Origin of the sequence: Streptomyces sp. NPDC048643 (assembly GCF_040650615.1) — a bacterium.
Taxonomy (GTDB): Bacteria; Actinomycetota; Actinomycetes; order Streptomycetales; family Streptomycetaceae; genus Streptomyces.
Window position 1 is genome coordinate 1 of the sequence record NZ_JBEZHO010000084.1, and the last position, 22,243, is coordinate 22,243.

Below are 22,243 nucleotides of genomic sequence, written 5' to 3' on the forward strand. Positions count from 1 at the left end.
AGCAGGCGGGAGTGACAGTCCGTGAGGGGAATTTCCGGGGTCAGAGCCGGTGTGCCGCGCCGGTCGGGGTCGTAATGAAGAAGGGGGGCAGGACAGGACGGAGGTAGGCAAGAGGGTCGTCGGGAGACCGGGTTGGGCCTGGTCAAGGGGACCGACCTGCGCGAATCGTGAGGGGGTCACGAGTGTGCCGGTAGGGGACTTGGTAGGGGGACCGGTAGGACGGCCGGTAGGGGAATCGGCTCCCCTGGTCCGCTACTGGTGGGCCAGAACGGCCGGGTCGATGTCCACGCCGATCGGGGCGTCGATGCCGTTGGTGGCGCCGGCGAGAGCGGCGAGGTCTACACGTAGCGGCCGCCCTGCAGCTCGCTGACGATCAGGCGTCGAACCGCAGGCGCCAAAAGTGCGTCACATGACACCACGATGCGAGCCCGTAAAGCCACTGCCTGCGCAGATGACGCCCTACGGGCCCAATGCTCCAACACCACACGCTCATCAGGCGACAACAACAACGGTTCCAGCTTCGGACCGCGACGTGGCACCGGAACATCCGCAGAAGCACTCATAAACAAATTAACGACGGATCTCCGGCGCAGGACACTAGCCGGTCAAGCCCGCTCGCGGTAGCCGAAAGAGCAGCACTGTCCGAATGCAGCATGAACTGGGCCGACGGCAGGACCGCGCGCTCAGCACGCCAATCCCTGACGCAGACCTCCCTGGGCGGCAGGCTCGTCGCTACCGTTGGAAGGCCAGGCCCTGATGGCGTAGGGCGGCGGGCACATCTCACGGTCGCCAGCCGGTGAGCCAGCTTCAGTCGCCCTCGTTGCCGAGCCAGGCGAGGGCTGCGACCGTGAGTGCGGTGATGCCGGTGTCCAGGGTGGGCTGGATGACGGGTGCGAAGAACGGGGAGTGGTTGACGGGGATGTCCTGCGCGATGGTGCCCTGCTCGGAGGCTTTTTGGTAGGTATCGGGATCGATGCCGCCGATGCCCCAGTAGGCGAAGGGTGCGCCCAGGGTGTCGGGAATGTGGCTGAAGTCTTCGCTGGCAGTCTGGAGGTCGATGGTGTGTGCGTCGTCGCCGAAGTGGGCGCGGAATGCCTTGTCGAGGCGGTCGGCGACATCGGTGTCGTTGATGGTGGGGGGAATGCGTTGAGCCGTTCGATCAGCGGCTCCTTGGGTGCGTTCGACGCGGTTGCTTCGGCGTTGACACATCGTCGGATGGCGTCGAGGACCTGTTTGCGCGTGGCGTCGTCGTAGGTGCGGACGTTGAGTTCGATGACGGCGCTGTCGGGAATGATGTTGGGGTCCGTGCCGGCCTTGATGCTGCCGACGGTGAGCACGGCGGGCGTGGTGGCGGCGATTTCGCGCGAGACGATGGTCTGGAGCCGAACCACGCACATCGCCGCCATGACGACAGGGTCCACGGCGGCCTGCGGCATAGAACCGTGGGCTCCCCGCCCGGACAAGGTGATACGCAGGCTGTCGGCGGCCGACAGGAAGGATCCCTGTTTCACTCCGACGTAGCCTGCCGGGTAGACCAGGACGTGCTGGGCGAGGGCGACGTCCGGCTTGGGGACAATGTCGCTGAGTCCGCCGTCCACCATGGCCTGCGCGCCGTCGCCCTTCTCCTCCGAGGGCTGGAACAGTGCGATGAGGGTGCCTTGCCAGGCGTCCTTGGCCGTGGCCATGAGCTGTGCGAAGCCCAGCATGCAGCTGACATGGACGTCGTGGCCGCAGGCGTGCATGACGGGCTGTTCCTGTCCGTCGCCCCCGGTCACTGTAGCGGTCGACGCGTAGGGCAATCCCGTTGCCTCGCGGACGGGCAGCGCGTCCATGTCCGCGCGCAGGAGTACGGTCGGGCCGTCGCCGTTGGCCAGGATGCCCACGACGCCGGTGGTGCCGATGCTGTCGGTGACGTCGTAGCCCCACGTGCGCAGGAGTTCCGCAACCCGTGAGGCGGTGCGTTGCTCGTGGTTGCCGAGTTCGGGGTGAGCGTGCAGGTCCTTGTAGAAGTCCTCGGCGGCCTGGCGGATACCGGGGAGTCCGGCGAGGACTCGGTCGGTCGGAGCTGACATGGTCTTCTTCCTTTCCTGCGGGCGCTGACGGCCGGGGAGAGTTGCCCAGGAGGGCTTGGTGTGTGTGGCTGTCAGGATGGTTTGTGGTTCAACCTAGAGCCCTTGCGGCAGTCGCCAGCCCCGTCGGCGGGCGACGAGCCGGAAGGCCAGGGCCAAGAGGATGCCGAGCGTGGAGCGGCCGAGATTCGCACACAGCACGTAGACGCTGGAGACGGCGACGGCCACGGTGGCGTACAGGCCGTTGCCTCCGAAGACTTCCGGCACACGCCGTAGCAGCAGATCGCGTACCGCACCGCCACCTACCGCGGTGATGGTTCCCAGGAGGACGGCCGGTAGCCAGCCGAGTCCGGCGGCCAGCGTCTTCTGTGCGCCGGCCACGGACCAGAAGCCGATGACACCGGCGTCCAGGACGGTGAAGGCCCTGGCCCACTGGTCCTGGGTCACCGAGATGACGAAGGCGAGCAGGGCGCCCGCGAAAGCGGTAGGCAGATAGGCCGCGTCCGTGAGGGCTACGGGGGTGCCGTGCTGGAGGAGTGTGTCGCGGATCAGTCCGCCACCCAGTCCGGAGACTGTCCCGACGACGAGATAGCCGAAGAGGTCCAGCCCCTCACGCCGGGCCACGACACCACCGAGGACACCGCAGATGAAGACACCGGCCAGATCGAGCCAGCCGGTCACCGCGTTAACCTCGTCCGGCGTCAGCCATTGGCCCATGCCGTCGACTCTTCCGCCTGTAGGTGTGCCTCTGAGGGGTTTACCCAGTTCTGCTGGAATGCGCGGTTTCGGTCGGTCCTGAGTCCCACCCGTAGGGCTGGGAGGAGCCGGCATCGCTGTCGTCCGTATGACAAGCCGCCCCGTGAAACAAGGATCACCGTGGTGTCGCCCTGCGGCAACTGGGGTGCGAGCGGCGCCGCGGCGCCCGATGCCGCACGGTTGGTTGCGTTGCGCATCATTCACTGGGACGCGAAAGTGGCTCCGCTCGGATGCGATCAACATGATGCGGACCCACAGACGCTGGGGCCGTCGCTCACCCGCACATTCCGGTGACAGGACACGCGTACGGATCTCAACAGGCCGGACGCGGAGGCCGATACCCGAAGGGCTATACAGTCCGCCATGAGCATCGTCGACACGTCCATAGCAGCGGGGGCAGCAGCGCTCAGCGGCGTCGCCGCCTACGGAGCGTGGAAAGCCTCCCGCGAGGCGAACAAGGCCGCCTGGCACGCGAACGAGACCGCGGCGTCCGTCGCACAGATCGAACGCGACCGGTGGCACAAAGAGCTGACACCCCGGCTCCGGATCAAGATCCAAAACGACCCCCACGACGTGCTGTACATCCGTTTCGACGGCCCCAGCGCCCTGGGTGAACTCGCGGTCCAGATCACCATCCGGGACGACTTCGACCGCTCGCGGCTTCCCCACCTGGCCGGCACTCCGACAGCCGACCAACGAGCTCAAGTCATCTGGGGGCCCTACCGGTTCCGCCCAGGCGTCGACGACGCCGACCCGATGGGCCGGTCGGTACCCGCCTTCCCCCCTCACCCCCGGCGACCGCCACCGCCTCGCCCTCGACCCCTCCCTCAGACCACCCTGGTACGAAGGCAACGACCAGGAACAACGGTGGCGTGAGGAATACCGCCGCTCCCCCATCCGGCTCGTGGCGCGATGCACCGCCCACGGACACAAACCGTGGGATCTCGCCTTCGCCCTACCACTAGATGGCACGTGGGCCCACGGCGGCGAGTGAAGCCCCATATTGTCCAAGCCGTGTTGTGGCCGAGGTTGCAGACGAGCCCGGTCAGCTGACGTCGGCAGCGGATGGATTGAGACTGGGCGCCGCCACGCACCCCGCTCCGTCCGGCCCGGCTGGACGGAGCGGCCTGGGGGACTTCGGTCGACCAAAAATGGACCCAGCCGATTCCCGCGACCAGCGGATGCGTGCGGCCGGAGGGCCCGATCGGCTGGCTGTTCTCTCGGGCTCTCCCTTTCACCGCAGGTCTCTGCGCGTGCGGCAATCTGGCTGCTCAAGGGCTCACAGCGGGTGCAGGTCCGGACATTCTGGGTGACGGTGGGAGCAGTTCCGACCACTCCCACCTGGAGAATCATGATCATCAAGTTTCTGTACGACAAGGGCCTGCGCAGCCAGCACGCCAACACGGTCGCCTGCTTGACCATCGGCCTGTCCGTCGCCTCGTGGGTCACGTCCAAGCAGGTCGAGCCCGCGGGTATCGACCGTGCGGACCGGTGGGGCATCTTTGTCGCCACCTGGCCCGCCACCTGGTTCGGACTCGGGCAAGCCCTCGCCGAGTACGAGCGCACCGCAGCCCTCGCGTAAGACTCTCGCTCATCACGAGCGCCGGCCGTCTGCGGCCGCGTCGTGACAGCTGGCGGTACCCTGCCGCCGGCTGTTACGGCATCGACCGGGGGATGCGTCGAAACGCCAGGTCGGAGACCGCCACCCGGCTGGGCGATGCGAGACCAGCGCCCCGGAGCAAGTAGCAGCGTTGCTCATTCGGCGCTCCACTGGCGTGGGGGGCCGCCGAGGCAGTGTGCTGGTCCTACCGGCTCGCGGGGCCGCCGGATCCGGTGTTGGTGGCCAACGTGCGGTGGCTGGCGGGTTACCGGCATCCCCGGTACGCCGCAGGGCCGTGGATGTCGGCTTTGTTGGAGGTCTTCGGTAGTCCGCGGCCGGCAGAGGAGGCGGTGTGTGAGCTGGGGGATCCGATTGCTGTGTGGCCTGCGGTCTTTCACGCGCTGTGGAGCGGTGTGCTGCGGGTGCGGCTGGACGAACCGCTGCACGAGCGTGCCGTCGTCTGCCTCACACGGCAGGAGGCCGAAGCGGCGTGACGCAGGCGGTCATCGAGGTGGGGGCGCGCCTTCGCTACGACGGACGCGCGTGGACGCTCGCCGTGCTGGAAGGCGCCCGGGCCACGCTGGTGAGTGACGAGGGCGCCTCGGCGGTGGTGCTGCTGCCCCACCTGTTCGCCGATCCGTCCTTCGAGGTGGAAGGCGGGCCGGCGCCTGGGAGGGTGCCGCCGTTCGGGCTGTTGGAGGCGCTGCCGGTGGATGTGAGGGAGCGGGCTCTGGTGTGGCAGCGGCATGTGCGGGAGGTGGAGACCGGCTTTCCCAATGCCACCGGGCAGGGCGCCCCGCGGGAGCAGCTTGCGCCGTTGGGAGTGGGAGTGACAATCGTGGAACCCGGCTATTTCCGCACCGATTTCCTCGACTCGAGTAGTCTGCACGCCGCGCGGACACCGATCGCCGACCACGGTGGCGGCCCGGCGGCGGCGATGCGTGAAACCGCACAGCGCGTCAACCACGGCCAGCCCGGTGACCCCGCAAAGACGGCGCGGGTGATCGTCGAAGTCGTCGATTCCGGCCGCGCACCCCTGCGACTGCAGCTGGGAGCCGACTCCGTTGGCTCCGTTGAACGCAAGCTCGCCTCCGTGCGAGAAGAACTCGATGCATGGCGCACGGTCTCGGTATCGACGAATCATGACGATGCTGCAGCCTGAGAACGGGCCGGGGGCGGGATCGGGCGGCATCCTCGCTCACCCGACCAGCCCCCGCAGCACACGTATCCACGCCCAAGTCCTGGCCGCCACACAGGAACTGCTGCGCGAGGGGGGCTACCCGGCGGCCACCGTCGACGCCATCACGCAACGCTCTGGCGTCAGCAAAGCCACCATCTACAAGCACTGGCCCTCACGCACCGCCGTCGCCGCCAAGGCCTTCGGGCTGAAGATGGCCGACGCCCTTCCGCTGCCCGACACCGGGACATCGCAGGGCGACCTCACCGAGCAGGTCCGTCGGGTCAGTGCCTTCTACGCCAGCGACCTGGGCGCCGTCTTCGCCCAGCTCATTGCCGCCTGCGTCGATGATCCAGCGGGAGCCGCATACTTCCGGCAGTACTTCCTCAGCGGCCGCCGCGAAGCGATTGCCACACTGTGGCAGCGCGCCGTCGCCCCCGGCGACGCCGATGCCCGCACCCCCGTGGACGACGTCATCGACATCCTCTTCGGCCCATTGCTCTTCCGGCGCCTCACCGGCCACTACCAACTCTCGGACGAAGCCGCTGCCTCCCTGGCAGAGAACGCGCTGCACGGCCATCGCCCTCCTGCTGTTCGCCACCGCCGGCGGGACTGGCGGTCGGGGCGCTGGGCAGCGGAATCCTGGTCGAGGACTTCCCCGCCCCGACGACAACCGTCTACATCCTGTTCAGCGTGCCGATCCTCGCGGCGGCCACCCGGTTTGTCTTCGTCGCCGAACACCACCATCGGAAACCCCTTGCACCGAGCACCTTCATGCCCCGCACCGGCGTACCCACGCAGGCACGACGGGTCTTCGTCGTCGCGCGATGGCCGTCCAGTAGACCGGCACCCGCCAGCACGAATGCACCCGTGCACACGGAGCACAGACGTCGTGTTGCCGAGGCCATCGCGCGAGCCGCCGCAAGCAGCTCTACGCTTGCGGCGTGGGAGGGAAAGAGATCCCCGCCCATGACGAACACGGTGTCGAAGACGGCGCCGGGCATCTCCGCGGCGGCGTCGACGGGAATCCGCTGTCCGGTCGAAGAGACGACCTCGCTGCCGTCCGGAGAACAGAGCACGAGATCGTAGTCGGTGCCATGCCGGTTGGCTTCGGACAGGACTTCGGTAGGGCCCGCTACATCGAGCAGCCTTACCCCGTCGAACACCAGGATGCCGACCCTGTGTCCCGCAGTCCGGCGGGCTTTCGACATACGCACCTTCGCCCACCGCGACCTGTCCGCTGATGTGGCAAGTATGTCCGAATCACAGGGGCGCGTGGGCAGCCAGCGACCGAAACTTAAACCGTTGAAGCGCCGAGGGCACGAAAGGCGACAGGCGCCCGCCGACCGACAGCTCGCGGGCCCTGAACTGCGATTCTTTCGTCGCACACGCCTGGTTGGCAGGTGGTGTCCCCTTCCTCGGCTGAACCAGACCGCAGATGGGAGACCCCTCATGTCTACTGCTACCACTGCCCGCGTCGCTGTGGTCACCGGAGCGTCCGGCGGTATCGGCCGCTCCGTCGCCGAACGGCTCGCCAGCGACGGTATGAGCGTGCTCGTCGGCTTCTCCGGCAATCCCGGCCACGCCAAGGACGTCGTGGACGCGATCACGCTGGCCGGCGGCACCGCAAGCAGCTTCCAGGCCGACGTGGCCAACGAGGAGCAGGTCGCGGCGCTCTTCGACACGGCGGAGCAGCGCTACGGCGGTGTCGACGTGGTGGTCAATGTCGCCGGCATCATGCTGCTGTCTCCGCTGGCGGAGCTGAGCCTGAACGACCTCGACCGCATGCACCGGATCAACATCCGTGGAACCTTCGTCGTCGACCAGCAGGCCGCCCGACGCATCCGGGCTGGCGGCGCGATCATCAACTTCTCCTCCTCCGTCGTGAAGATCGCACTGCCCACGTACACCGCCTACGCAGCCAGCAAGGGCGCCGTCGATGCCATCACCATGATCCTCGCCAGGGAACTGCGCGGCCGCGACATCACCGTCAACGCCGTCGCCCCCGGGCCCACCGCGACGCCGCTCTTTCTCAACGGCAAGGACCAGGAAACCGTCGACCACCTAGCGCACATGGCCCCGCTGGAGCGACTTGGAGGGCCGGCCGACATCGCCGAAGCGGTCGCCTTCCTCGCAGGACCTGCCCGCTGGATCAACGGACAGGTCATCTACGTCAACGGCGGCGTCATCTGAACCAAGCCCACACCCTCCTCGCTCACCTGAACTGGAGTGATCACACAATGTCGAAGAACATCGTCGTTACCGGAGCATCGAGCGGATTCGGGGCAATGACGGCTACCGCCCTGGCCGACGCAGGCCACCTCGTCTACGCGGGAATGCGCGGCACCCAGGGGCACAACGCCGACGCCGTCCAACGCACCCTTGACTACGCAAAGCAGCACAACGTGCAACTGCGCCCGGTCGAACTCGACGTCTCCCACCAGCACTCCGTCGACGAAGGCATCAACCAGATCTACTCCGAAGCCGGACACCTCGACGTGGTGATCCACAATGCCGGCCACATGGTGCTGGGGGCTGCCGAGGCGTTCACCCCCGAACAGCTCGCCGAGGCCTACGACGTCAACGTGCTGTCCACCCAGCGAGTCAACCGAGCTGTCCTTCCCTACTTCCGACAACGACGGGACGGCCTACTCGTCTGGGTCGGCTCCAGCAGCACCCGCGGCGGGACACCGCCCTACCTCGCGCCCTACTTCGCGGCCAAAGCTGCCGAAGACTCCCTCGCCGTCAGCTACGCGGCCGAGCTGACCCGCTTCGGCATCGAGAGCACCATCATCGTTCCCGGCTCCTTCACCACCGGCACGAACCACTTCGCTCATGCCGGCCACCCCGCCGACACCGACATTGCCGCCGCCTACGAGGAACGCTATGCCGGACTCCTGGACCAGGTCGCGGCCCGGCTCGCCGAGCTCGCTCCGCCGGACGCCGACCCTCAAGAAGTCGCCCGACAGATCGTTCGGGTCGTCGACCTGCCGAAGGGTCAGCGCCCCTTCCGCGTCCACATCGACCCCGCCAACGACGGCGCCGAGGAAGTCAACAAGGTCGGAGACCGCATCCGCGAGGAGTTCTACGAGCGGATCGGCCTGAGCGACCTGCTCCACCCAGCCACTGACAACTGACCCGCTCCGCTCGGGAGACACCAGTCGACAACACCGCCCCCGGGTCCGCCAACAACCTGGCGATGTGGTGACCCAGTGGCAACCGGAGCCTCCTGACATTGTTCGTTTATTCGACACTCTCGAACTGGTCAGAAGGCCCCACTTTTATGCGCCGGCCCGTGGCCAGTACCCAAACGGGGACCGGCACACCGTCGGTATGACGAAAGCGGCTTAGGTCACGCCTAGTAGTTCATTGGGATCGTTCTCTGCCGTGACCGTGCCGGAAAGCTTCGCCGATGCAACCTGGTTGGACAACTCAGTGAACGCTCGAGTCGCGTCAAGAGGCTTCACGTTTGAGGTGTCGGATTTGCCAACAGAGTTGCCATCGCTGTCGTTGCTGCTGCAGGCGGTAAGGGCGGTGACGAACAGCACGGCGAGCACACTCGTTGCGAGGATTCTGTGCATCGCGCGATCATGGCGCATCTGGTGCCCGAATCGAGCTGTTGTGGCGGACTTGTGATGGCAGGTTCGAGCTGTTCGGGTACGCACATGCCGGCCTCACCACGAGTTTGGAGGTCTACGTGTTCGCCGCCATAGCCCCCGACGGCCGCTTCCAGCGCATCGAGGAGCCCACCTTGATACTCAAGGGAACCGACGCCGACCCCAACCTCGGCAGCGCCAGCACCCCCACCGGGCTCGCGCGGTGCCGGCGTCAGAGTTGGGGGACGTATGGGGCGAGGCCGACGATGAGGATGGACCGTTCGCCCGGTCCGGGCCCGGAGCCCGCCCGGACCGGGCCGACGTAATGGCTGACCCTGTGGTCGTGGACGGCGTACCCGTCCAGTGGGTCGGTGAGGGTGAACTCGGCGTGGATGTCCGCCCACGGGTCGTCGGGCTGCAGGCCTGCGCTGCCGGGGGTGGCGATGACGTTCTGCCCACCGGTGACGTTGGTACGACTGATCAGGTGGGCGAAGGTGAACGTGCCGGCCGAACCCCCGTCCTGGTGCAAGCAGTCGGGGGTGGACACGGCGTTCTGGCCGGGACCGTCGACGCCGAGCCTGATCAGGTGGACACCGGCCCACAGCGGGCGGCTTCTCAGATTCCTCAGCGCCAGGACCTGCTCGATGTCCCAGCGCAGGAGCCGTAGCAGCAGGGCGTTGCCACGCAGCTCCTCGGGGATGTCGGGGAGCACCCGCCGGGTCCGCGGGTGCGCAGGGTCCTCCTCGCCCTGGAAGAAGTCGGTGACTGTGCCGTGAACGGGGTCGGGGGTTCCGGGAATCCAGGACAGTTCGTCCTTCCACGGCAGGTACACGGCATGGGAGTAGCGGCGGAACCGATGCGTTCCCGGGGCGTACGGGTCGGGCGGCAGAGCTGCGAAGACCTTCCGGATCCGGGCCAGGTCATCCTCGGCGGAGCCGGCCCGGATTCCGAGGCGTTCGGCGCCGTAGCGGACGAACCCGCACTCCCGCAGACCGTCCATATTCCCAGTCTCAACCATCCGTACCCTCCCGACAGCTGGTGACCCAGCTCAGCATCTGACCTGCCATACCTGTCCTCATTCGCCGACCGTTGGGGGGCGAGAGCCGCCCGTGACCGGAGCGGCGAGCCAGTCCCAGGCCCGCTCATACAGGGCGAGGTTCTCCTCGTCGTCCAGCCACATCTCCGTGGACAGGGCTTGGGGAGAGATGTGGCAGTGTTCCACCGAACCAGCGTCCGTGAAGACGGTCGCTAGCCAAGATGCTTCTCCCACGGCAGCCGCGAAAGACGACCAGGGCCACTGACTGCCTCAACGGCATGAGCAACAACAGAGTTGGCGTAGACCGGATCGGCTACCGGAGCTCGACCGTGTATGAGCTGCCGCTGAACTATCCAAGCCGCAGCCCACCGCAAGCGCCATATCGGAGTCGACGCCCTCGGCCTCCTCCTCGCGGTGTGGGTGCCCGCGGGTACGACCACACGCCACCTGCGCCTCGCCTTCACCGGCAACACCGGCTGGCCCGCCGGTCAGGTCTCCGAGTTCCGCGTGTACGCATGCTGATCACAGCTGCGAGCCGCCGAACAGCCACTCCATCGCGGCAATGCTCTTGTCGACGTACCTGCTCTGTCCCGCCGTGATGCCGTACGCGAGATCCTCCAGAACCGTGCACCTCGCATAGAACACGGCACGCTCGCCGAGCGCGGTCAGGTCGTTGTCGTCGGATCGATAGCTGCTGATCGCGGCGCAGACAGCGGCGGGACCGAGGTCGCGGTGAAGCAGCCCGAAGTCGTACGCCGGATCGACGACGGCCGCGTCGCTCCAGTCGAGGACGCCGCTCACCGTCCATGTGTCGGGGTCCACGAGAACGTGTTCGATCCCGAGGTCATTGTGGGAGAACGCCGGATCGTATGCCGCGTCCGGCGACGCAGCGTCCAGGAAGGCCTCGACGGATCGGCGGTATGGCGCGGGCACCTGCCCGGCCACCGTCGTGTAGTCGTGCTCGGCCTCTAGCAGCCACGCGGCCGGCGGCGGGTGGTCCGCCTCCACCAGACCGGCCAGCAGATCGAGCGGTGCGGCATGCAGTGCGGTGAGCAGTTCGCCGAGCGTGGCGGCAATCATCGTGGCGTGGGCCGAGCGTCGGTGCGGTGGCATGTCCAACAGCGGCGTACCGGAGAGCTTTCGGTAGGCCAGGCAACCCTGTTCCGCGTCCGCGAAGGTCGGTTCGGGGACGGGCAGCGGTGAGATGTCGGCGACGGCGGCGAGCAGGCGAGCCTCGCGGTCCACCAGGGCAGCCCGACGTGCCGGGTCCGACTCCTTGCTGAACCGCACGATCAGCTCACCGTCGACCTCGTACGCCACGTTGTCCAGACCCTCGCCGAGCCACACAACGCTCTGGATCCGACAGGTGGGCATGTGCGCGGCAATGATGCTGCGGACGTCCGCGCCACGGTCGCGCCCGCCACCGGTCATGCGCCGACCTTATCCCCGTGCGGCTCGCGGAGGAGACGATCAGGCGTCCCGGGTGCGGGTCTGGAGTTTGGCGGTCCGCTTACGGGGACCAGGTGGCTCAGCCCAGGTCGTTCCACGTCCACGAAAGGGCGGCACTACCGTCAGGCGCACGTCCGAGTCGTAACTGCTCCCCTCCACTGAGCTTGACGAACAGAGCGAAGTATCCGGCGGCAGGAAGCCGCTCGGTCAGGACGCTGGCCTGCTCGTGCGCCCCTACATTCCGCAACGCCGCCAGCAGCCAGTCGATGGCACCAGGGTCGTCGACGGCGGCGTGCGCGGCGGCCCGCTCGGCCAGGACGGTGAGCTGCTCGCGCGCCCCGCCCTCCATCAGCACCTTCAGCAACCGGGCGACGTCGTGCGGGTTGTCGATGGCAGCCTGTGCAGTGACCCGGTGCTATCGCACGCTCCGGTGGGTGCACACGCGGTCGCAGGCTTCCGGGTCCGGGAGCGCGTTGGAGCCCGGAGCTGTTCCCGCCCACTCATCAGGCCCGGCGGGCTGGCCTTCTGGCAGGTCCTGCCAGAAGGCGCGCCACTGTTCACAGGCCCGTGCCGCTTCTAGATTTCTGCGCGTTCGGCAGCGAGCTAATCGGGCTCGAACGGTGCTGGAGAACGAGGGGAAGACCACCGTTCTCCGGGTTGGCGGCCTCCGACCGGGGCACCCGACACAGCACGCAGGAACGAGAGGGACAATCCAGAGAGAGTGACCCCGATGGACACGATGAGCGTCAACGCCATAGCCGACCGCTCCACAGCGTCCATCGCGATCGCACGCGAGAGCACCCGCGGCTTTCTCGATGGTCTTCCTCGACCGATCGGGGCCGGGGCCGCTGACAGCGTGGTCCTGGTGGTCTCGGAGCTCGTCACCAACGCCCTGCGCCACGGCGGCGGCACCTGCACCCTCGACCTGCACGCCCACCCCGACAGCATCGAGGTCGCCGTGCACGACCACAGTCCCGAAGCGCCCCACGTGCGCACCCCCGACCTGACCGGCGCCACGGGAGGCTTCGGCTGGCCCATGGTCAACCGCCTCGCCCGCGCCACGGCCGTGACCCGTCCGGCAGAAGGCGGGAAAACCGTCAGCGCTCTCCTCCCCCGGTAGCGCATGAGCCGCCGCGCTGAGGCCGGACACGGCGACGGCCGCCGGTCGGCCGGCGGCCGTGTGCCTGGCGTGACGTCGCTCCCGCCCCGTCAACAGCGAGCACTCCCCGCGGACAGAGCCCGAAGGCACGGTGCCCGGGCCCCGATACCGCTCCAGGGGACGCACCGGGCCTGCCACCTCATGCGGGAGTCGAGGCGGGCCCGGCGCTCATGGGGACCGCAGGCTCGCTCTGCTGCGGGAAACAGCCCCCGCCACACCCGAACGGCATAGGGGGACTTCACCCGGCGAGTACCCCCAAACCAGCCGCCGACCCCGGCCGGCCGAACTCGCTTCTCTCCGGCGTCCCGGCGCTGGAAGGGTGCTGTGACCAGGGAATGAATTGATCGGTGCTGGTCTTTTTGACTTCGGGGGTTCAGGTCCGGTCGAGGCGAGTGATGCCGGCATGGGTCTTCTGACCAACCTCCACGTCGACCTCGACCCCCTCGGGGAGGTAGATGTCGACGCGCGAGCCGAAGCGGATCAGACCGATCCGCTCGCCCTGGTCGACCTTCGTGCTCTGAGGGATGTACGGGACGATCCGCCGGGCCACGGCACCCGCGATCTGGATCATCTCCTTGTCACCGAGCCCGGTGTCGAAGTCCCAGACGACACGTTCGTTGTTCTCGCTCCCCTTGTCGAACGTCGGGACGAACCCGCTGCTGCTGGCGCCCTTGGCCGAGAACGGAGACCCGGCCACCGGCCCCAGCCCCATCGCGCCGATCGCCGTACCCACCAATCCCACCACGCTCGCATCCACCCCCGCGGGCCACCGGTCAGTCGCTCTCAGGAGGGTCCCTGTCTGCCCGCGCAGCGGAACCGCGTGGGACCAGGCTCAAGTGCGGCCTCGCACCAGGTGCGGCTTCGGGCTGCGGAGCGCGGGCCCAGCCGTGGGCGTGCATGGTCTCGGTCTCCCAGGCCTCGAAGAGCCGGGGCACGGCCGTGAGATCGCGGTCCGGATCCGCGTACCAGGCGATGAACGCGCGGGCGGCCGGCCGGTGAGCGTCGCAGACGGTGCACAGCTCCATCCACACGCCCGTCATGAGCGGGCCGTTCCACCGCAGCGGGAGCATGACCTGTTCGTCGCCGTCCCGGCCGGGCCAGAGCCCGGCGAGTTCTTCATCGCTGGCGTGGTCGAGGCTGCCGTCGATGTTGGCGACGCGACAGAAGTCGCCGTCGGGCCGCACGACGTAGCGCGAGGTGATCGCCATACCTGCCCCCTCTCGGGGTGGAACGTGAGCGAACCGCCACGATCCGACCGCGCGCTGCTTACCGTCAAGAGGCCGTAGGCCCTCTGTCCGCCTGGGGCCAGCCGCGACTGCGCTGACCAGTCACGAAGCGCGAAGCCGACGCCTCAGCGCGAGCGTTGTCAGTGCTCGTCTCTACTGTGGGCGACTGTGCCTCGTGTCGCGTCGACAGATGCGGATCACGGGTGCCAGCGAGTGGGGGTGCCCCTGCGTGTTTCAGGGGCACCCCCACTCCCCCGGCCCGATAATTGAGCTAGCGACACGGTGCCGGGGCCCGGCGGTGTCCGCTGTCTTCCGAACGGAAATCGACCGGTAGATCCCGTCTACCACTCAGGACATCCTTCACACCACAACGAGTCCGCGTGCGTGCCCGGATATCAGCAGCAGCATCCACGCGTGTCTGCCGCCACGGACGACAGGGTGGTCACGTCACCGGAAGAAGGTGTGCCGTTTGTCGGCTTAATGCGGGGGCAGCCGGGCTGTAGCGCTTCGGACCGGAGGCGCAGGACGACTCGTCACGTCGTCTGCACACACCTCCGACCTCCACGAAAGCGCACCCCTATGCCCGAGATCGCACTCACCACCCTGCCCTCAGCAGCCACCGCCGGCCGGCGCAGTACGCATCCGGGCCGAGACCGCGAGCGGGAACGCAGCGAGGAGAGCCAGGCCTCGGAACGTCTGTTTGCCCGTCTGGCCGATCTGGAGTCCGGAGCCGAGCGAGACCGGCTTCGAGATGAGCTGGTGGTGCTGTGGCTGCCCATGGCGCACCGGCTCGCGAGCAAGTTCCGCGACCGCGGTGAGTCGCTGGGGGACTTGCAGCAGGTCGCGGCCCTCGGGCTGGTCAAGGCCGTCGACGGCTTCGACCGCGCCCGCGGCATCCTGTTCGAGGGCTACGCCATCCCCACCATCACGGGCGAGATCAAACGGCACTTCAGGGACCGCATGTGGGCCGTCCGCGTCCCCCGGCGCGTCCAGGACCTGCGCAACAAGGTCCGCTTCGCACGACGCGAACTCCTGCAGCGTCCCGGCAGCGCGGAGCCCACGCCCGCCGACATCGCGGCCCACGCCGACCTCACACTGGACGAGGTCAAGGACGGCATCGAGGCACTCGACAGCTACACGTCCCTGTCGCTGGACGCCCAGCTCTCCCCCGGCGACGACTCGGACTCCCTGAGTCTGGTCAACACGCTGTCCGCGACCGAGGGGGCGTTCGACGCGGTCGTCGACCGCGAGTCCGTGAAGGGTGCCCTGCGCCGACTGCCGGAACGCGAGCGCCAGATCCTCTACCTCCGCTTCTTCGAGGACCAGTCCCAGAGCAGCATCGGTGAACAGCTCGGGATCTCCCAGATGCACGTCTCCCGCCTCATCGCGCGCAGCTGCACGCGCGTACGCAACGAAGCCCTGCGCTCGTGAGATCACACACGTGAGACGCAGTCCCGCACCATCTGTCGACAACGGCGTCGGCCCCTGCAAATTCTCTTCCTTGAAGGAGCACAGTCCATGTTGATGCCCCTGCCCGCCACCCTCAGCGCGCTCCTGACGGACTACGAGAAGCTCGCCGCCGAACAGACGCCCAACGACGAACTGCACGGCCAGCGACTGCGTGACCTCGCGTACACCCTGTGCGTGTCCACCGGCACCCGCACCATCGAAGACGCCCTCACCACAGCCCGCACCTACCTCAACACCCACATCACCCGCACCTTCGCACCCGCCGCCTGAACCGGCCTCTCTAGTTCCCGAACGCTGACATCGACCGTCGGTGAGGCCAGGGCATCCCAACGCGTCGACGTAACCTCTCTGTTGGTTGGTTGAGGGTCCTGATCACTTCGCCCGTCGAGCTTCTGCGTGGCGGGGCGAAGTGCTGTGACTGCGGCTCGGAGGGTGCGGGCACCGGCCACGTAGCCTCACTGTGTGACGACGATCTACGTACTGGACGGGAAGCAAATCCACACACTGGAGGACTTCTGGCGTGTGATGGGTGAAGCAGTCAACGGCCCCGGTGGCTACTTCGGCCGTGGCCTCGATTCCTTCAACGACTGCCTCAGTGCGGCGCGGCCTGAAGTTCAATCGCTTCGCCGGATGCACGAGATCCCCTGAGGGTTGTGCCGGACTGCCCGTCCTTCCCGGATGCCACCACGGTCGTGGGAGACTCGCTAATCTTCCTGCCTCCTGTCAACTGGGTACTCTCGCAACCGAGTTTGGCCACCCTCGCGGACCGCGTGCAGGTCCTGACGCTCGTCGGCCAGCGTCCAACCGACCGCTCACGCTGCCGTGCCGGCGGCCGCGGCCCTATAGGGACTTGGCCGAGTCGTCGTTCCTCGGGTCGGCCGTCCTTGTTCAGGCTGCCGGGAGCGTGAGGGTTGCCCGGAGTCCTCCGCTGGGGCTTTGGCCGAGGTGAAGTGCGCCGTGGTGGAGGTGGGCTTGCTGTTCGACGAGGGCGAGGCCCAGGCCGGAACCGGGTGCGCGCGTTCGGGTGCCACGGGTGAAGCGCTCCTTCATCACCTGGCGCTGGTCTGGGGGGATTCCGGGGCCGTCATCGCCGACGGTGACCTGGACTGTTCCGTCGTCCTGGGTGAGGCGGACGGCGACGTCGCCATGGGGCCGGCCGTGGAGCGCGGCGTTGTCGAGGAGGTTGTCCAGGGCCAGGCGCAGACCGACGGGCCAGCCGGTCACCGTGACCGCCTGGCTGGTTGACAGCTGGTAGGTGGTGGTGGGGTTACGGCGGGCTGCGTGGGTGACGGCCTCGTCGAGGAGTTCGCTCAGGACGACGGGTGTGCGTTCTGGCAGCGCTTGGGCGTCGCCGCGGGCCAGGGTCTGCAGTCCCGCGAGCAGGCCGGTGATGCGACGGTGTTCTGTATCCATCGCGGCCAAGGCCCGGGCCCGTTGGCGTGGGGGCAGGTCGGGATTGCGCTGGAGGATCTCGATGGTCATGCCCAGGCTGGTGAGGGGGGTGCGTAGTTCGTGTCCGGCGTCGGCGGTGAAGCGGCGGGTGGCCTCCATGCTGGTGTGCAGCTGGTCGAGCATGGTGTTCAGGGCTCGGGAGAGGTCGGCGACTTCCTGAGGTCGGGTGACGTCGGGAAGGTGGGAGCCGGTGGTGTCGGCGCTGATGGCGAGGGCACCGCCGCGTAGGCGCTGCAAGGGCTTCAGGACGGCTCGGGTGATGAGCCAGGTGCCGAGGGCTGTTGCGAGGGCGGCGAGGAGGGTGACGGCGGCGACGAGGAGGGTGTTGTCGGCCAGGCGGTCCTCGATGGGGTCGATGTCTTGGAGGACTTCGAGGCGGTCCCCCGCGCTGTTCAGGGGCTGGGTGAGGGAGCGCCAGGTCTGGCCGTCGGCTTCGACGGTTCGGTAGCCGTCGTGTGTGGGGAGTGGGAGAGGCGCGGTCGGTGTCTCGCCGCGCTGTGCGAGGACGTGGCCGTCGGAGATGAGGCGGACCAGGCTCTGGCTGCCGGCCAGCAGGCCGCCGTAGTCGTCCCCGCCGCCGTCGGCTCGGGGGTGGTCTCCCTGCTTGAGGAGTTTGTCGGCATCGTGCTGGACTTTTTCGGCGCGTGCGGCGAGTTGGCGGTCGGCGTCGGTCCTGTCGCGGTGGTCGATCCGGGCGACGATGACCAGCCCGGCGAGCGCGACCACGATGGTCACCAGGACGACGACCGCGGTGGTGATCTGGGAGCGCAGGCTGCGCGGCAGGATTCTCATGGGGCGGTTCGCAGGACGAAGCCGATCCCGCGGACGGTCTGCAGGACGCGGGGATCGCCGTCGGCTTCGAGCTTTTTGCGCAGGTAGCCGATGAACACGTCGACGACGTTGGTGTCGACGTCCCAGGTGTAGCCCCAGACCTGTTCGAGCAGCTGGGTGCGGGACAGGACCTGGCCGGGCCGGCGGGCGAGGGCATGGAGAAGGTCGAACTCACGGCTGGTCAACTGCAGGTCCCGTCCGGCTCGCGTGACTGTCCTGCGGGCCGGTTCGATCGCAATGTCGCCGATGACCAGAGGCCGTTCGGGAGTCGACTCGTGCAGCCGCACCATCGCGTGCAGGCGTGCGGCCAGTTCGGCGATGGAGAAGGGTTTGACGACGTAGTCGTCCGCACCCGCCGCGAGACCGGCCACCCGGTCATCGACCTCGTCGCGGGCGGAGAGCATGCACACCGGCAACGTCCGTCCGTGCGCGCGCAGAGTGCGTACGACCTCGACGCCGGAAGGGCCGGGCATCGTCACGTCCAGGACGATCACCGACGGCAGCCGGACGGCGACCTGTTCGAGCGCCGCCTCGCCGTCCTCGGCTAGGCGCACGGTGAAGCCTTCCAGGCCCAGTCCGAGATCCAGGGCCTCGCGTACGCCGGGGTCGTCGTCGACCACCAGAACCTCCGGCTTGCGGCCGCTGCCCATGCAACACCTCGCCTTCCCTGTTGGCACCTGCGGGAACGGACACCGTGCATACCTCAAGGATCTGCGGCAAACGACAAGAAAGTCTAAGAACCACGCGGAACCACTGCGCTGCCTCCACTCTCGGTCTGGTGCCATCAGCAGAGGTCAGAGATAGGGAGGCCGGGCCCGGCCACGGGGTGAGACACCCGCTTCTTAGAGCGGCCACAAGAAGCGTCGTCAGGGTGGAAGCACGCCCCGCAAGAGGGGGCCCATGACGTCGCTACGAAGGAAGCCCGCCGATGACCTTGTCCACCGTGCTGCCCCGCGGGCACCGCAGGCCGCCCGCCGGGGGCCGGCGGTTCACCCTGGCTGACCCGCTCGGATCCCTCGCGATCCTTTCCGCGGTCGCGGTCGTTGCCCTGTGGACGCTGAACCAGGGCGGCCCGCTCAGCCTCACCACCCCCGACCGGGCCCTTGGGTCACTGGGTCTGCTCACCGGCCTGCTGGCCTCCGACCTCATGATCCTCCAGGTCGTCCTGCTCGCCCGGATCCCGTGGGTCGAGCGGTCCTGGGGGCACGACCTGCTCACGCGACGGCACCGCTGGATCGGCTTCGCCTCGTTCTGGCTGATGATCGCTCACGTCGCCCTGTTCGCCGTCGAGCGCGCGGCACGTGCGCCGGCGGCGATGCTGGACGCCCTGGTCGCGGTGTTCATCACCGACCCGTGGATGCTGTTCGCCACGGTCGGCACCATCCTGCTGATCATGGTGGTGGTCACCTCCATCCGCGCCGCCCGACGCCGCCTGCGCTACGAGTCCTGGCACCTGCTGCACCTGTACTCCTACGCCGGCATCGCCGCCACGTTCCCCCACACCTTCACCGACGGCGCCGACTTCCACGAGACCTGGACTCGCGTCTACTGGTGGTCCCTGTACGGGTTCGCGTTCGCCGTCACCCTGCTGTTCCGCATCGCGCTGCCTACTTGGCGGTCCCTCTACCACCGTCTGCGCGTGGAATCCGTGGTCACCGAAGCGCCCGGCGTCGTCTCCATCACGGCCAGAGGCCATCGCCTGGACCGGATGAAGACCGCCTCCGGCCAGTTCTTCATCTGGCGCTTCCTCGACGGACCCGGCTGGTCCCGCGGCAACCCGTACACCCTCTCCGCCGCCCCCACCCGTGACCGGCTGCGCATCACCATCAAGGCCGCAGGCGACGGCAGCGAACGCGCCGCCCGCCTCACCCCCGGCACCCGCGTCCTCATCGAAGGCCCCTACGGCACCCTCACCGCCCGGCAGCGCACCCAGCCCCGCATGCTCCTGATCGCCGCCGGCATCGGCATCACCCCCATGCGCGCCCTCCTCGAAGACACCTCCTACGCCCCCGGCGAAGCCACCCTCATCTACCGCTACAGCGAAGACCAGCACGCCGTGTTCACCGACGAACTCCGCCAGATCGCTGCCCGACGAGGCATCGAGCTCATTTTCCTGCCCGGGCCACGACGAGCGGACACCTCCTGGCAGGCCGCCGGCCCCGCCCACCTCGACGACGACGCACACGTCCTGGCCCAACTCGTCCCCGACATCGCACACCGCGACATCTACGTCTGCGGGCCACCCGCCTGGATCACCGCCGTCCGCAACGCCGCACGCGGCGCCGGCGCACACCGCGACCACATCCACACCGAAGAGTTCGCGTGGTAACCACACCAGCCCCCCCCCGCCTCGACCAAGGAACTCCCATGCGACGCATCACCCTCTGGATCACCGCCACCCTCGCCGTAGCCGGCCTACTCCTCGCCTTCCAGCTCAACGCCTCAGGCACCACCGGCAAGTCCGGAGACGACGGCAATCACAACCCACCCAGCTCCACCGCCCCCGCCAGCCCAGGCCAAGACCAGACCAAGCCGGGCGACGACACCCCCGGCGACGGTGACCACGTCGGAAAGCCCGGCGAGAACAAGTAGCCCCCGCATCTGCGCCCCGTGGCCCCGACGTGACACCCGCGTCGGGGCCACGGGCCGGCACGCAACCAGCCACCTCGGCCGGACCTCGCGTCCCCGCCGCCAACGAGCAAGGCGGCACTGACGCCTGAGCGCCTCGCCTTGTTCCACCAAGACGTCGACACCGTGCGGTCGCGGGGGCCTCACTCGGATGTACTGACGCGACGTGCGGCGCCCGGCGGACGAGCGCACCGTGAAGTGGAGGCGGCACGGCCCTGCATCCTTCTGGCCGCCCCGGCCCGAACCACGTGTCTGCCGCCCCCGTTACGCCGACGTGAGTCGGAGCGAGGCAGTCGTTGGGTGATTCCGGGCCCTTTCCGGTGGTCCTACAGGCCCGTACACGCGAGCGCGGCCGATCGCTTCTGTCGTCCTCACCCCGGCGCAGCGACAAGTGGCGGTGCCGGGGCGAAGGTCGACGAACTCGGCGGCTCGTGGAGGCTGGACCGGGTCGGAGAGCGGCTTGCGCCAGTGAGCCAGGAGCCGCTGGAGCGATGCCGGTGGCGTCGTCGTAGGCGGTGTTCTCTCCGATTTCACGCCACTGGGCGAGGTCCGCCTCGATGGCGTCGCGCTTTCCTTCCCAGCCGCCGATCGCATCGGCTTCGAGCAGCAGCCGCAGCGGCGGCTCGCCGCTGTCGACAGCGGCGATCATTGCTTCTGCCGCTTTGTTGGGGTCGCCCACCTGCTTACCGTCGCTGCCGTTGCAGCGAGCACCGCTACGACCGCGACCCGGCCCAGCACCGGCGGGCCCTGCTTGCCCTCGCCGACGACCTCAGCGCCCGCCTCCGCGCCTCCGACCAGATCGCTGCCGGCGTAACCCTGACGGTCCGCTACGCCGACGCGAGCTCCACCCGCCGCAGCCGCACCCTGCCCGAGCCGACCCAGCACACCGTGCTCCTGGCCCGCACCGCCTACACGCTCTACGACAGCCTCGGCCTCCAGCGCGCCCAGGTCCGCGGCATCACGCTGCGCGCCGACGCCCTGCGCTCCGATGACCGAGCCACCCGGCAGCTCACCCTCGACAACAGCGACGACAAGCCCCTCGCTATCGAAGCCGTCGCCGACCGCGCCCGCGCCCGCTACGGACAGAACCTGCTCTACCCCGCAGCCCTCGCCGTCACCCGACGTCCGTCTACCGGCGCTGACGAGCCCGGAGGTAGAGGATGACCGCGCCGAACAGGACGAACATTCATTAGGCTGGCGATGTGTCTCAGAGTCCTGATCAGCCGCTTCTGCCGTCTCGTCATCAAGTTGGCAGCCTTCGTGACTTCCTTCACGTAAGAACGTACTCGGCTGCCTCAGTCACCATCCGGCTCGACGGTGCACCGCCTCATGGTGCGAGCTCGCCTCTGGATGACGTGGGCAAGGTCTCGAATGCTCTGTATGAGGTTGTCGACGGTCTTGCCAGGCGGGTGCTGGACCCGGTCTTTTCCGAGCAGTCAGACGCTGAGGCGCGTGACGCATGGGTCGCGCTCTTGCTGATCGCTCAGAACTGGCGGGATTCACCTGATCTGCCGACAGACCTGAAGACCGTGGTAGATGATGCCCTTCCACTCTGATAAGTGTGTTTCAAGGGGCGCCGATCAGCCTTCCGGCACCGAGGATTCGAGTCCCCAGAACGCGCCGCGCGGATCTTGGGACGGTACGACCAATGCGCGCGCACGAGTGAGCGACGACTGAGGTCCGGGCGGGTCGGGGTCGCCGTCCGCTAGCAAGAGATCATGTTCTCGAAGATCGCGGCCCTGGCTGCCGCCCTCCTCGCCCTGCCGCTCACCATCACGCCCGCCTCCGCGCACC

The 22,243-nt window shown here is 68.2% G+C and carries 24 protein-coding genes and 5 pseudogenes; 16 read left to right on the forward strand and 13 right to left on the reverse strand.

What is annotated here, in order from left to right; translation table 11 throughout:
* Nucleotides 1-807: 807 nt before the first annotated feature.
* Nucleotides 808-2,072: pseudogene (locus tag AB0C62_RS40710) on the reverse strand (M20 family metallopeptidase).
* Nucleotides 2,073-2,165: 93 nt separating this feature from the next.
* The gene (locus AB0C62_RS40715) at nucleotides 2,166-2,786 is read right to left on the reverse strand and encodes a TRIC cation channel family protein (RefSeq protein ID WP_362982178.1); all 621 of its coding nucleotides are present in this window, start codon (nucleotides 2,784-2,786) and stop codon (nucleotides 2,166-2,168) included.
* Nucleotides 2,787-3,188: 402 nt separating this feature from the next.
* Between AB0C62_RS40715 and AB0C62_RS40720 the strand changes: the two genes are divergently transcribed.
* From AB0C62_RS40720 to AB0C62_RS40740, 5 genes and pseudogenes are all read left to right on the forward strand, one after another.
* Nucleotides 3,189-3,701, forward strand: a complete 513-nt coding sequence (locus AB0C62_RS40720) for a hypothetical protein (RefSeq protein WP_362982180.1) — start codon at nucleotides 3,189-3,191, stop codon at nucleotides 3,699-3,701.
* Between the two features lie 475 nt (nucleotides 3,702-4,176).
* Nucleotides 4,177-4,407, forward strand: coding sequence for a hypothetical protein (locus tag AB0C62_RS40725; RefSeq protein ID WP_352202779.1), 231 nt, complete (start codon nucleotides 4,177-4,179; stop codon nucleotides 4,405-4,407).
* 212 nt (nucleotides 4,408-4,619) lie between these two features.
* The gene (locus AB0C62_RS40730; RefSeq protein ID WP_362982182.1) at nucleotides 4,620-4,919 is read left to right on the forward strand and encodes a TnsA-like heteromeric transposase endonuclease subunit; all 300 of its coding nucleotides are present in this window, start codon (nucleotides 4,620-4,622) and stop codon (nucleotides 4,917-4,919) included.
* A complete protein-coding gene (locus AB0C62_RS40735; RefSeq protein ID WP_362982184.1) occupies nucleotides 4,916-5,587 on the forward strand; it encodes a hypothetical protein in 672 nt (223 codons plus the stop codon). Before AB0C62_RS40730 ends, AB0C62_RS40735 begins: the two co-directional genes overlap by 4 nt.
* Nucleotides 5,574-6,104 (forward strand): annotated as a pseudogene (locus tag AB0C62_RS40740) (TetR/AcrR family transcriptional regulator); the annotation flags it as partial. The gene AB0C62_RS40735 and the pseudogene AB0C62_RS40740, both read left to right, overlap by 14 nt.
* A 175-nt stretch (nucleotides 6,105-6,279) precedes the next feature.
* Here AB0C62_RS40740 and AB0C62_RS40745 read toward each other — a convergent pair.
* Complete coding sequence (locus tag AB0C62_RS40745; protein ID WP_362982186.1) at nucleotides 6,280-6,813, reverse strand: DJ-1/PfpI family protein; 534 nt, start codon at nucleotides 6,811-6,813, stop codon at nucleotides 6,280-6,282.
* Between the two features lie 241 nt (nucleotides 6,814-7,054).
* On the opposite strand from AB0C62_RS40745, the gene AB0C62_RS40750 reads away from it, so the two are divergent.
* Nucleotides 7,055-7,795, forward strand: a complete 741-nt coding sequence (locus AB0C62_RS40750) for an SDR family oxidoreductase (protein ID WP_362982188.1) — start codon at nucleotides 7,055-7,057, stop codon at nucleotides 7,793-7,795.
* Nucleotides 7,796-7,842: 47 nt separating this feature from the next.
* Nucleotides 7,843-8,739: an SDR family oxidoreductase gene (locus tag AB0C62_RS40755; protein ID WP_362982190.1), complete on the forward strand. Its 897-nt coding sequence runs from the start codon at nucleotides 7,843-7,845 to the stop codon at nucleotides 8,737-8,739.
* 210 nt (nucleotides 8,740-8,949) lie between these two features.
* Here the strand turns inward: AB0C62_RS40755 and AB0C62_RS40760 are convergent, their stop codons facing one another.
* On the reverse strand, nucleotides 8,950-9,183 hold the full coding sequence (locus AB0C62_RS40760) for a hypothetical protein (protein ID WP_362982192.1): 234 nt from the start codon (nucleotides 9,181-9,183) through the stop codon (nucleotides 8,950-8,952).
* Nucleotides 9,184-9,287: 104 nt separating this feature from the next.
* On the opposite strand from AB0C62_RS40760, the pseudogene AB0C62_RS40765 reads away from it, so the two are divergent.
* A pseudogene (locus AB0C62_RS40765) lies at nucleotides 9,288-9,398 on the forward strand (nuclear transport factor 2 family protein); the annotation flags it as partial.
* Nucleotides 9,399-9,430: 32 nt separating this feature from the next.
* Here the strand turns inward: AB0C62_RS40765 and AB0C62_RS40770 are convergent.
* The 4 genes from AB0C62_RS40770 to AB0C62_RS40785 all read right to left on the reverse strand — a co-directional run bounded on the left by AB0C62_RS40770 (nucleotide 9,431) and on the right by AB0C62_RS40785 (nucleotide 12,032).
* The gene (locus AB0C62_RS40770) at nucleotides 9,431-10,198 is read right to left on the reverse strand and encodes a 2OG-Fe dioxygenase family protein (RefSeq protein WP_362982194.1); all 768 of its coding nucleotides are present in this window, start codon (nucleotides 10,196-10,198) and stop codon (nucleotides 9,431-9,433) included.
* Nucleotides 10,199-10,273: 75 nt separating this feature from the next.
* Nucleotides 10,274-10,420 (reverse strand): hypothetical protein, encoded by a 147-nt coding sequence (locus AB0C62_RS40775; RefSeq protein ID WP_362982196.1) that lies wholly within the window; start codon nucleotides 10,418-10,420, stop codon nucleotides 10,274-10,276.
* A gap of 336 nt (nucleotides 10,421-10,756) precedes the next feature.
* Nucleotides 10,757-11,665: a phosphotransferase gene (locus AB0C62_RS40780; RefSeq protein ID WP_362982198.1), complete on the reverse strand. Its 909-nt coding sequence runs from the start codon at nucleotides 11,663-11,665 to the stop codon at nucleotides 10,757-10,759.
* A 97-nt stretch (nucleotides 11,666-11,762) separates the two neighbouring features.
* Entirely contained in the window at nucleotides 11,763-12,032 is a 270-nt protein-coding gene (locus AB0C62_RS40785; protein ID WP_362982200.1) for a hypothetical protein, read from the reverse strand.
* A gap of 381 nt (nucleotides 12,033-12,413) precedes the next feature.
* On the opposite strand from AB0C62_RS40785, the gene AB0C62_RS40790 reads away from it, so the two are divergent.
* Nucleotides 12,414-12,803, forward strand: coding sequence for an ATP-binding protein (locus AB0C62_RS40790; protein ID WP_362982202.1), 390 nt, complete (start codon nucleotides 12,414-12,416; stop codon nucleotides 12,801-12,803).
* A 412-nt stretch (nucleotides 12,804-13,215) separates the two neighbouring features.
* On the opposite strand, the pseudogene AB0C62_RS40795 reads toward AB0C62_RS40790, so the two are convergent.
* Nucleotides 13,216-13,497 (reverse strand): annotated as a pseudogene (locus AB0C62_RS40795) (phosphatidylserine decarboxylase); the annotation flags it as partial.
* 118 nt (nucleotides 13,498-13,615) lie between these two features.
* Complete coding sequence (locus AB0C62_RS40800; protein ID WP_362982204.1) at nucleotides 13,616-14,050, reverse strand: DUF6300 family protein; 435 nt, start codon at nucleotides 14,048-14,050, stop codon at nucleotides 13,616-13,618.
* A 597-nt stretch (nucleotides 14,051-14,647) separates the two neighbouring features.
* Between AB0C62_RS40800 and AB0C62_RS40805 the strand changes: the two genes are divergently transcribed.
* The 3 genes and pseudogenes from AB0C62_RS40805 to AB0C62_RS40815 form a co-directional block, all read left to right on the forward strand.
* Nucleotides 14,648-15,499, forward strand: coding sequence for a SigB/SigF/SigG family RNA polymerase sigma factor (locus AB0C62_RS40805; protein ID WP_362982206.1), 852 nt, complete (start codon nucleotides 14,648-14,650; stop codon nucleotides 15,497-15,499).
* Between the two features lie 87 nt (nucleotides 15,500-15,586).
* On the forward strand, nucleotides 15,587-15,808 hold the full coding sequence (locus AB0C62_RS40810; RefSeq protein WP_362982208.1) for a DUF5133 domain-containing protein: 222 nt from the start codon (nucleotides 15,587-15,589) through the stop codon (nucleotides 15,806-15,808).
* A gap of 192 nt (nucleotides 15,809-16,000) precedes the next feature.
* Nucleotides 16,001-16,135: pseudogene (locus tag AB0C62_RS40815) on the forward strand (barstar family protein); the annotation flags it as partial.
* Between the two features lie 291 nt (nucleotides 16,136-16,426).
* On the opposite strand, the gene AB0C62_RS40820 reads toward AB0C62_RS40815, so the two are convergent.
* On the reverse strand, nucleotides 16,427-17,782 hold the full coding sequence (locus AB0C62_RS40820) for a HAMP domain-containing sensor histidine kinase (RefSeq protein WP_362982210.1): 1,356 nt from the start codon (nucleotides 17,780-17,782) through the stop codon (nucleotides 16,427-16,429).
* A complete protein-coding gene (locus AB0C62_RS40825) occupies nucleotides 17,779-18,471 on the reverse strand; it encodes a response regulator transcription factor (RefSeq protein ID WP_362982212.1) in 693 nt (230 codons plus the stop codon). Before AB0C62_RS40825 ends, AB0C62_RS40820 begins: the two co-directional genes overlap by 4 nt.
* A gap of 278 nt (nucleotides 18,472-18,749) precedes the next feature.
* Here AB0C62_RS40825 and AB0C62_RS40830 point away from each other — a divergent pair, with 278 nt between their 5' ends.
* The 4 genes from AB0C62_RS40830 to AB0C62_RS40845 all read left to right on the forward strand — a co-directional run bounded on the left by AB0C62_RS40830 (nucleotide 18,750) and on the right by AB0C62_RS40845 (nucleotide 22,005).
* Nucleotides 18,750-20,150: a ferredoxin reductase family protein gene (locus AB0C62_RS40830; protein WP_362982214.1), complete on the forward strand. Its 1,401-nt coding sequence runs from the start codon at nucleotides 18,750-18,752 to the stop codon at nucleotides 20,148-20,150.
* Nucleotides 20,151-20,188: 38 nt separating this feature from the next.
* Nucleotides 20,189-20,413 (forward strand): hypothetical protein, encoded by a 225-nt coding sequence (locus AB0C62_RS40835; protein ID WP_362982216.1) that lies wholly within the window; start codon nucleotides 20,189-20,191, stop codon nucleotides 20,411-20,413.
* Nucleotides 20,414-21,097: 684 nt separating this feature from the next.
* Nucleotides 21,098-21,613: a hypothetical protein gene (locus AB0C62_RS40840; RefSeq protein WP_362982218.1), complete on the forward strand. Its 516-nt coding sequence runs from the start codon at nucleotides 21,098-21,100 to the stop codon at nucleotides 21,611-21,613.
* Nucleotides 21,614-21,804: 191 nt separating this feature from the next.
* Entirely contained in the window at nucleotides 21,805-22,005 is a 201-nt protein-coding gene (locus tag AB0C62_RS40845; protein WP_362982220.1) for a hypothetical protein, read from the forward strand.
* Nucleotides 22,006-22,029: 24 nt separating this feature from the next.
* Here the strand turns inward: AB0C62_RS40845 and AB0C62_RS40850 are convergent.
* Nucleotides 22,030-22,243: hypothetical protein (locus tag AB0C62_RS40850; protein WP_362982222.1), on the reverse strand; the 214-nt coding region annotated here is incomplete at its 5' end.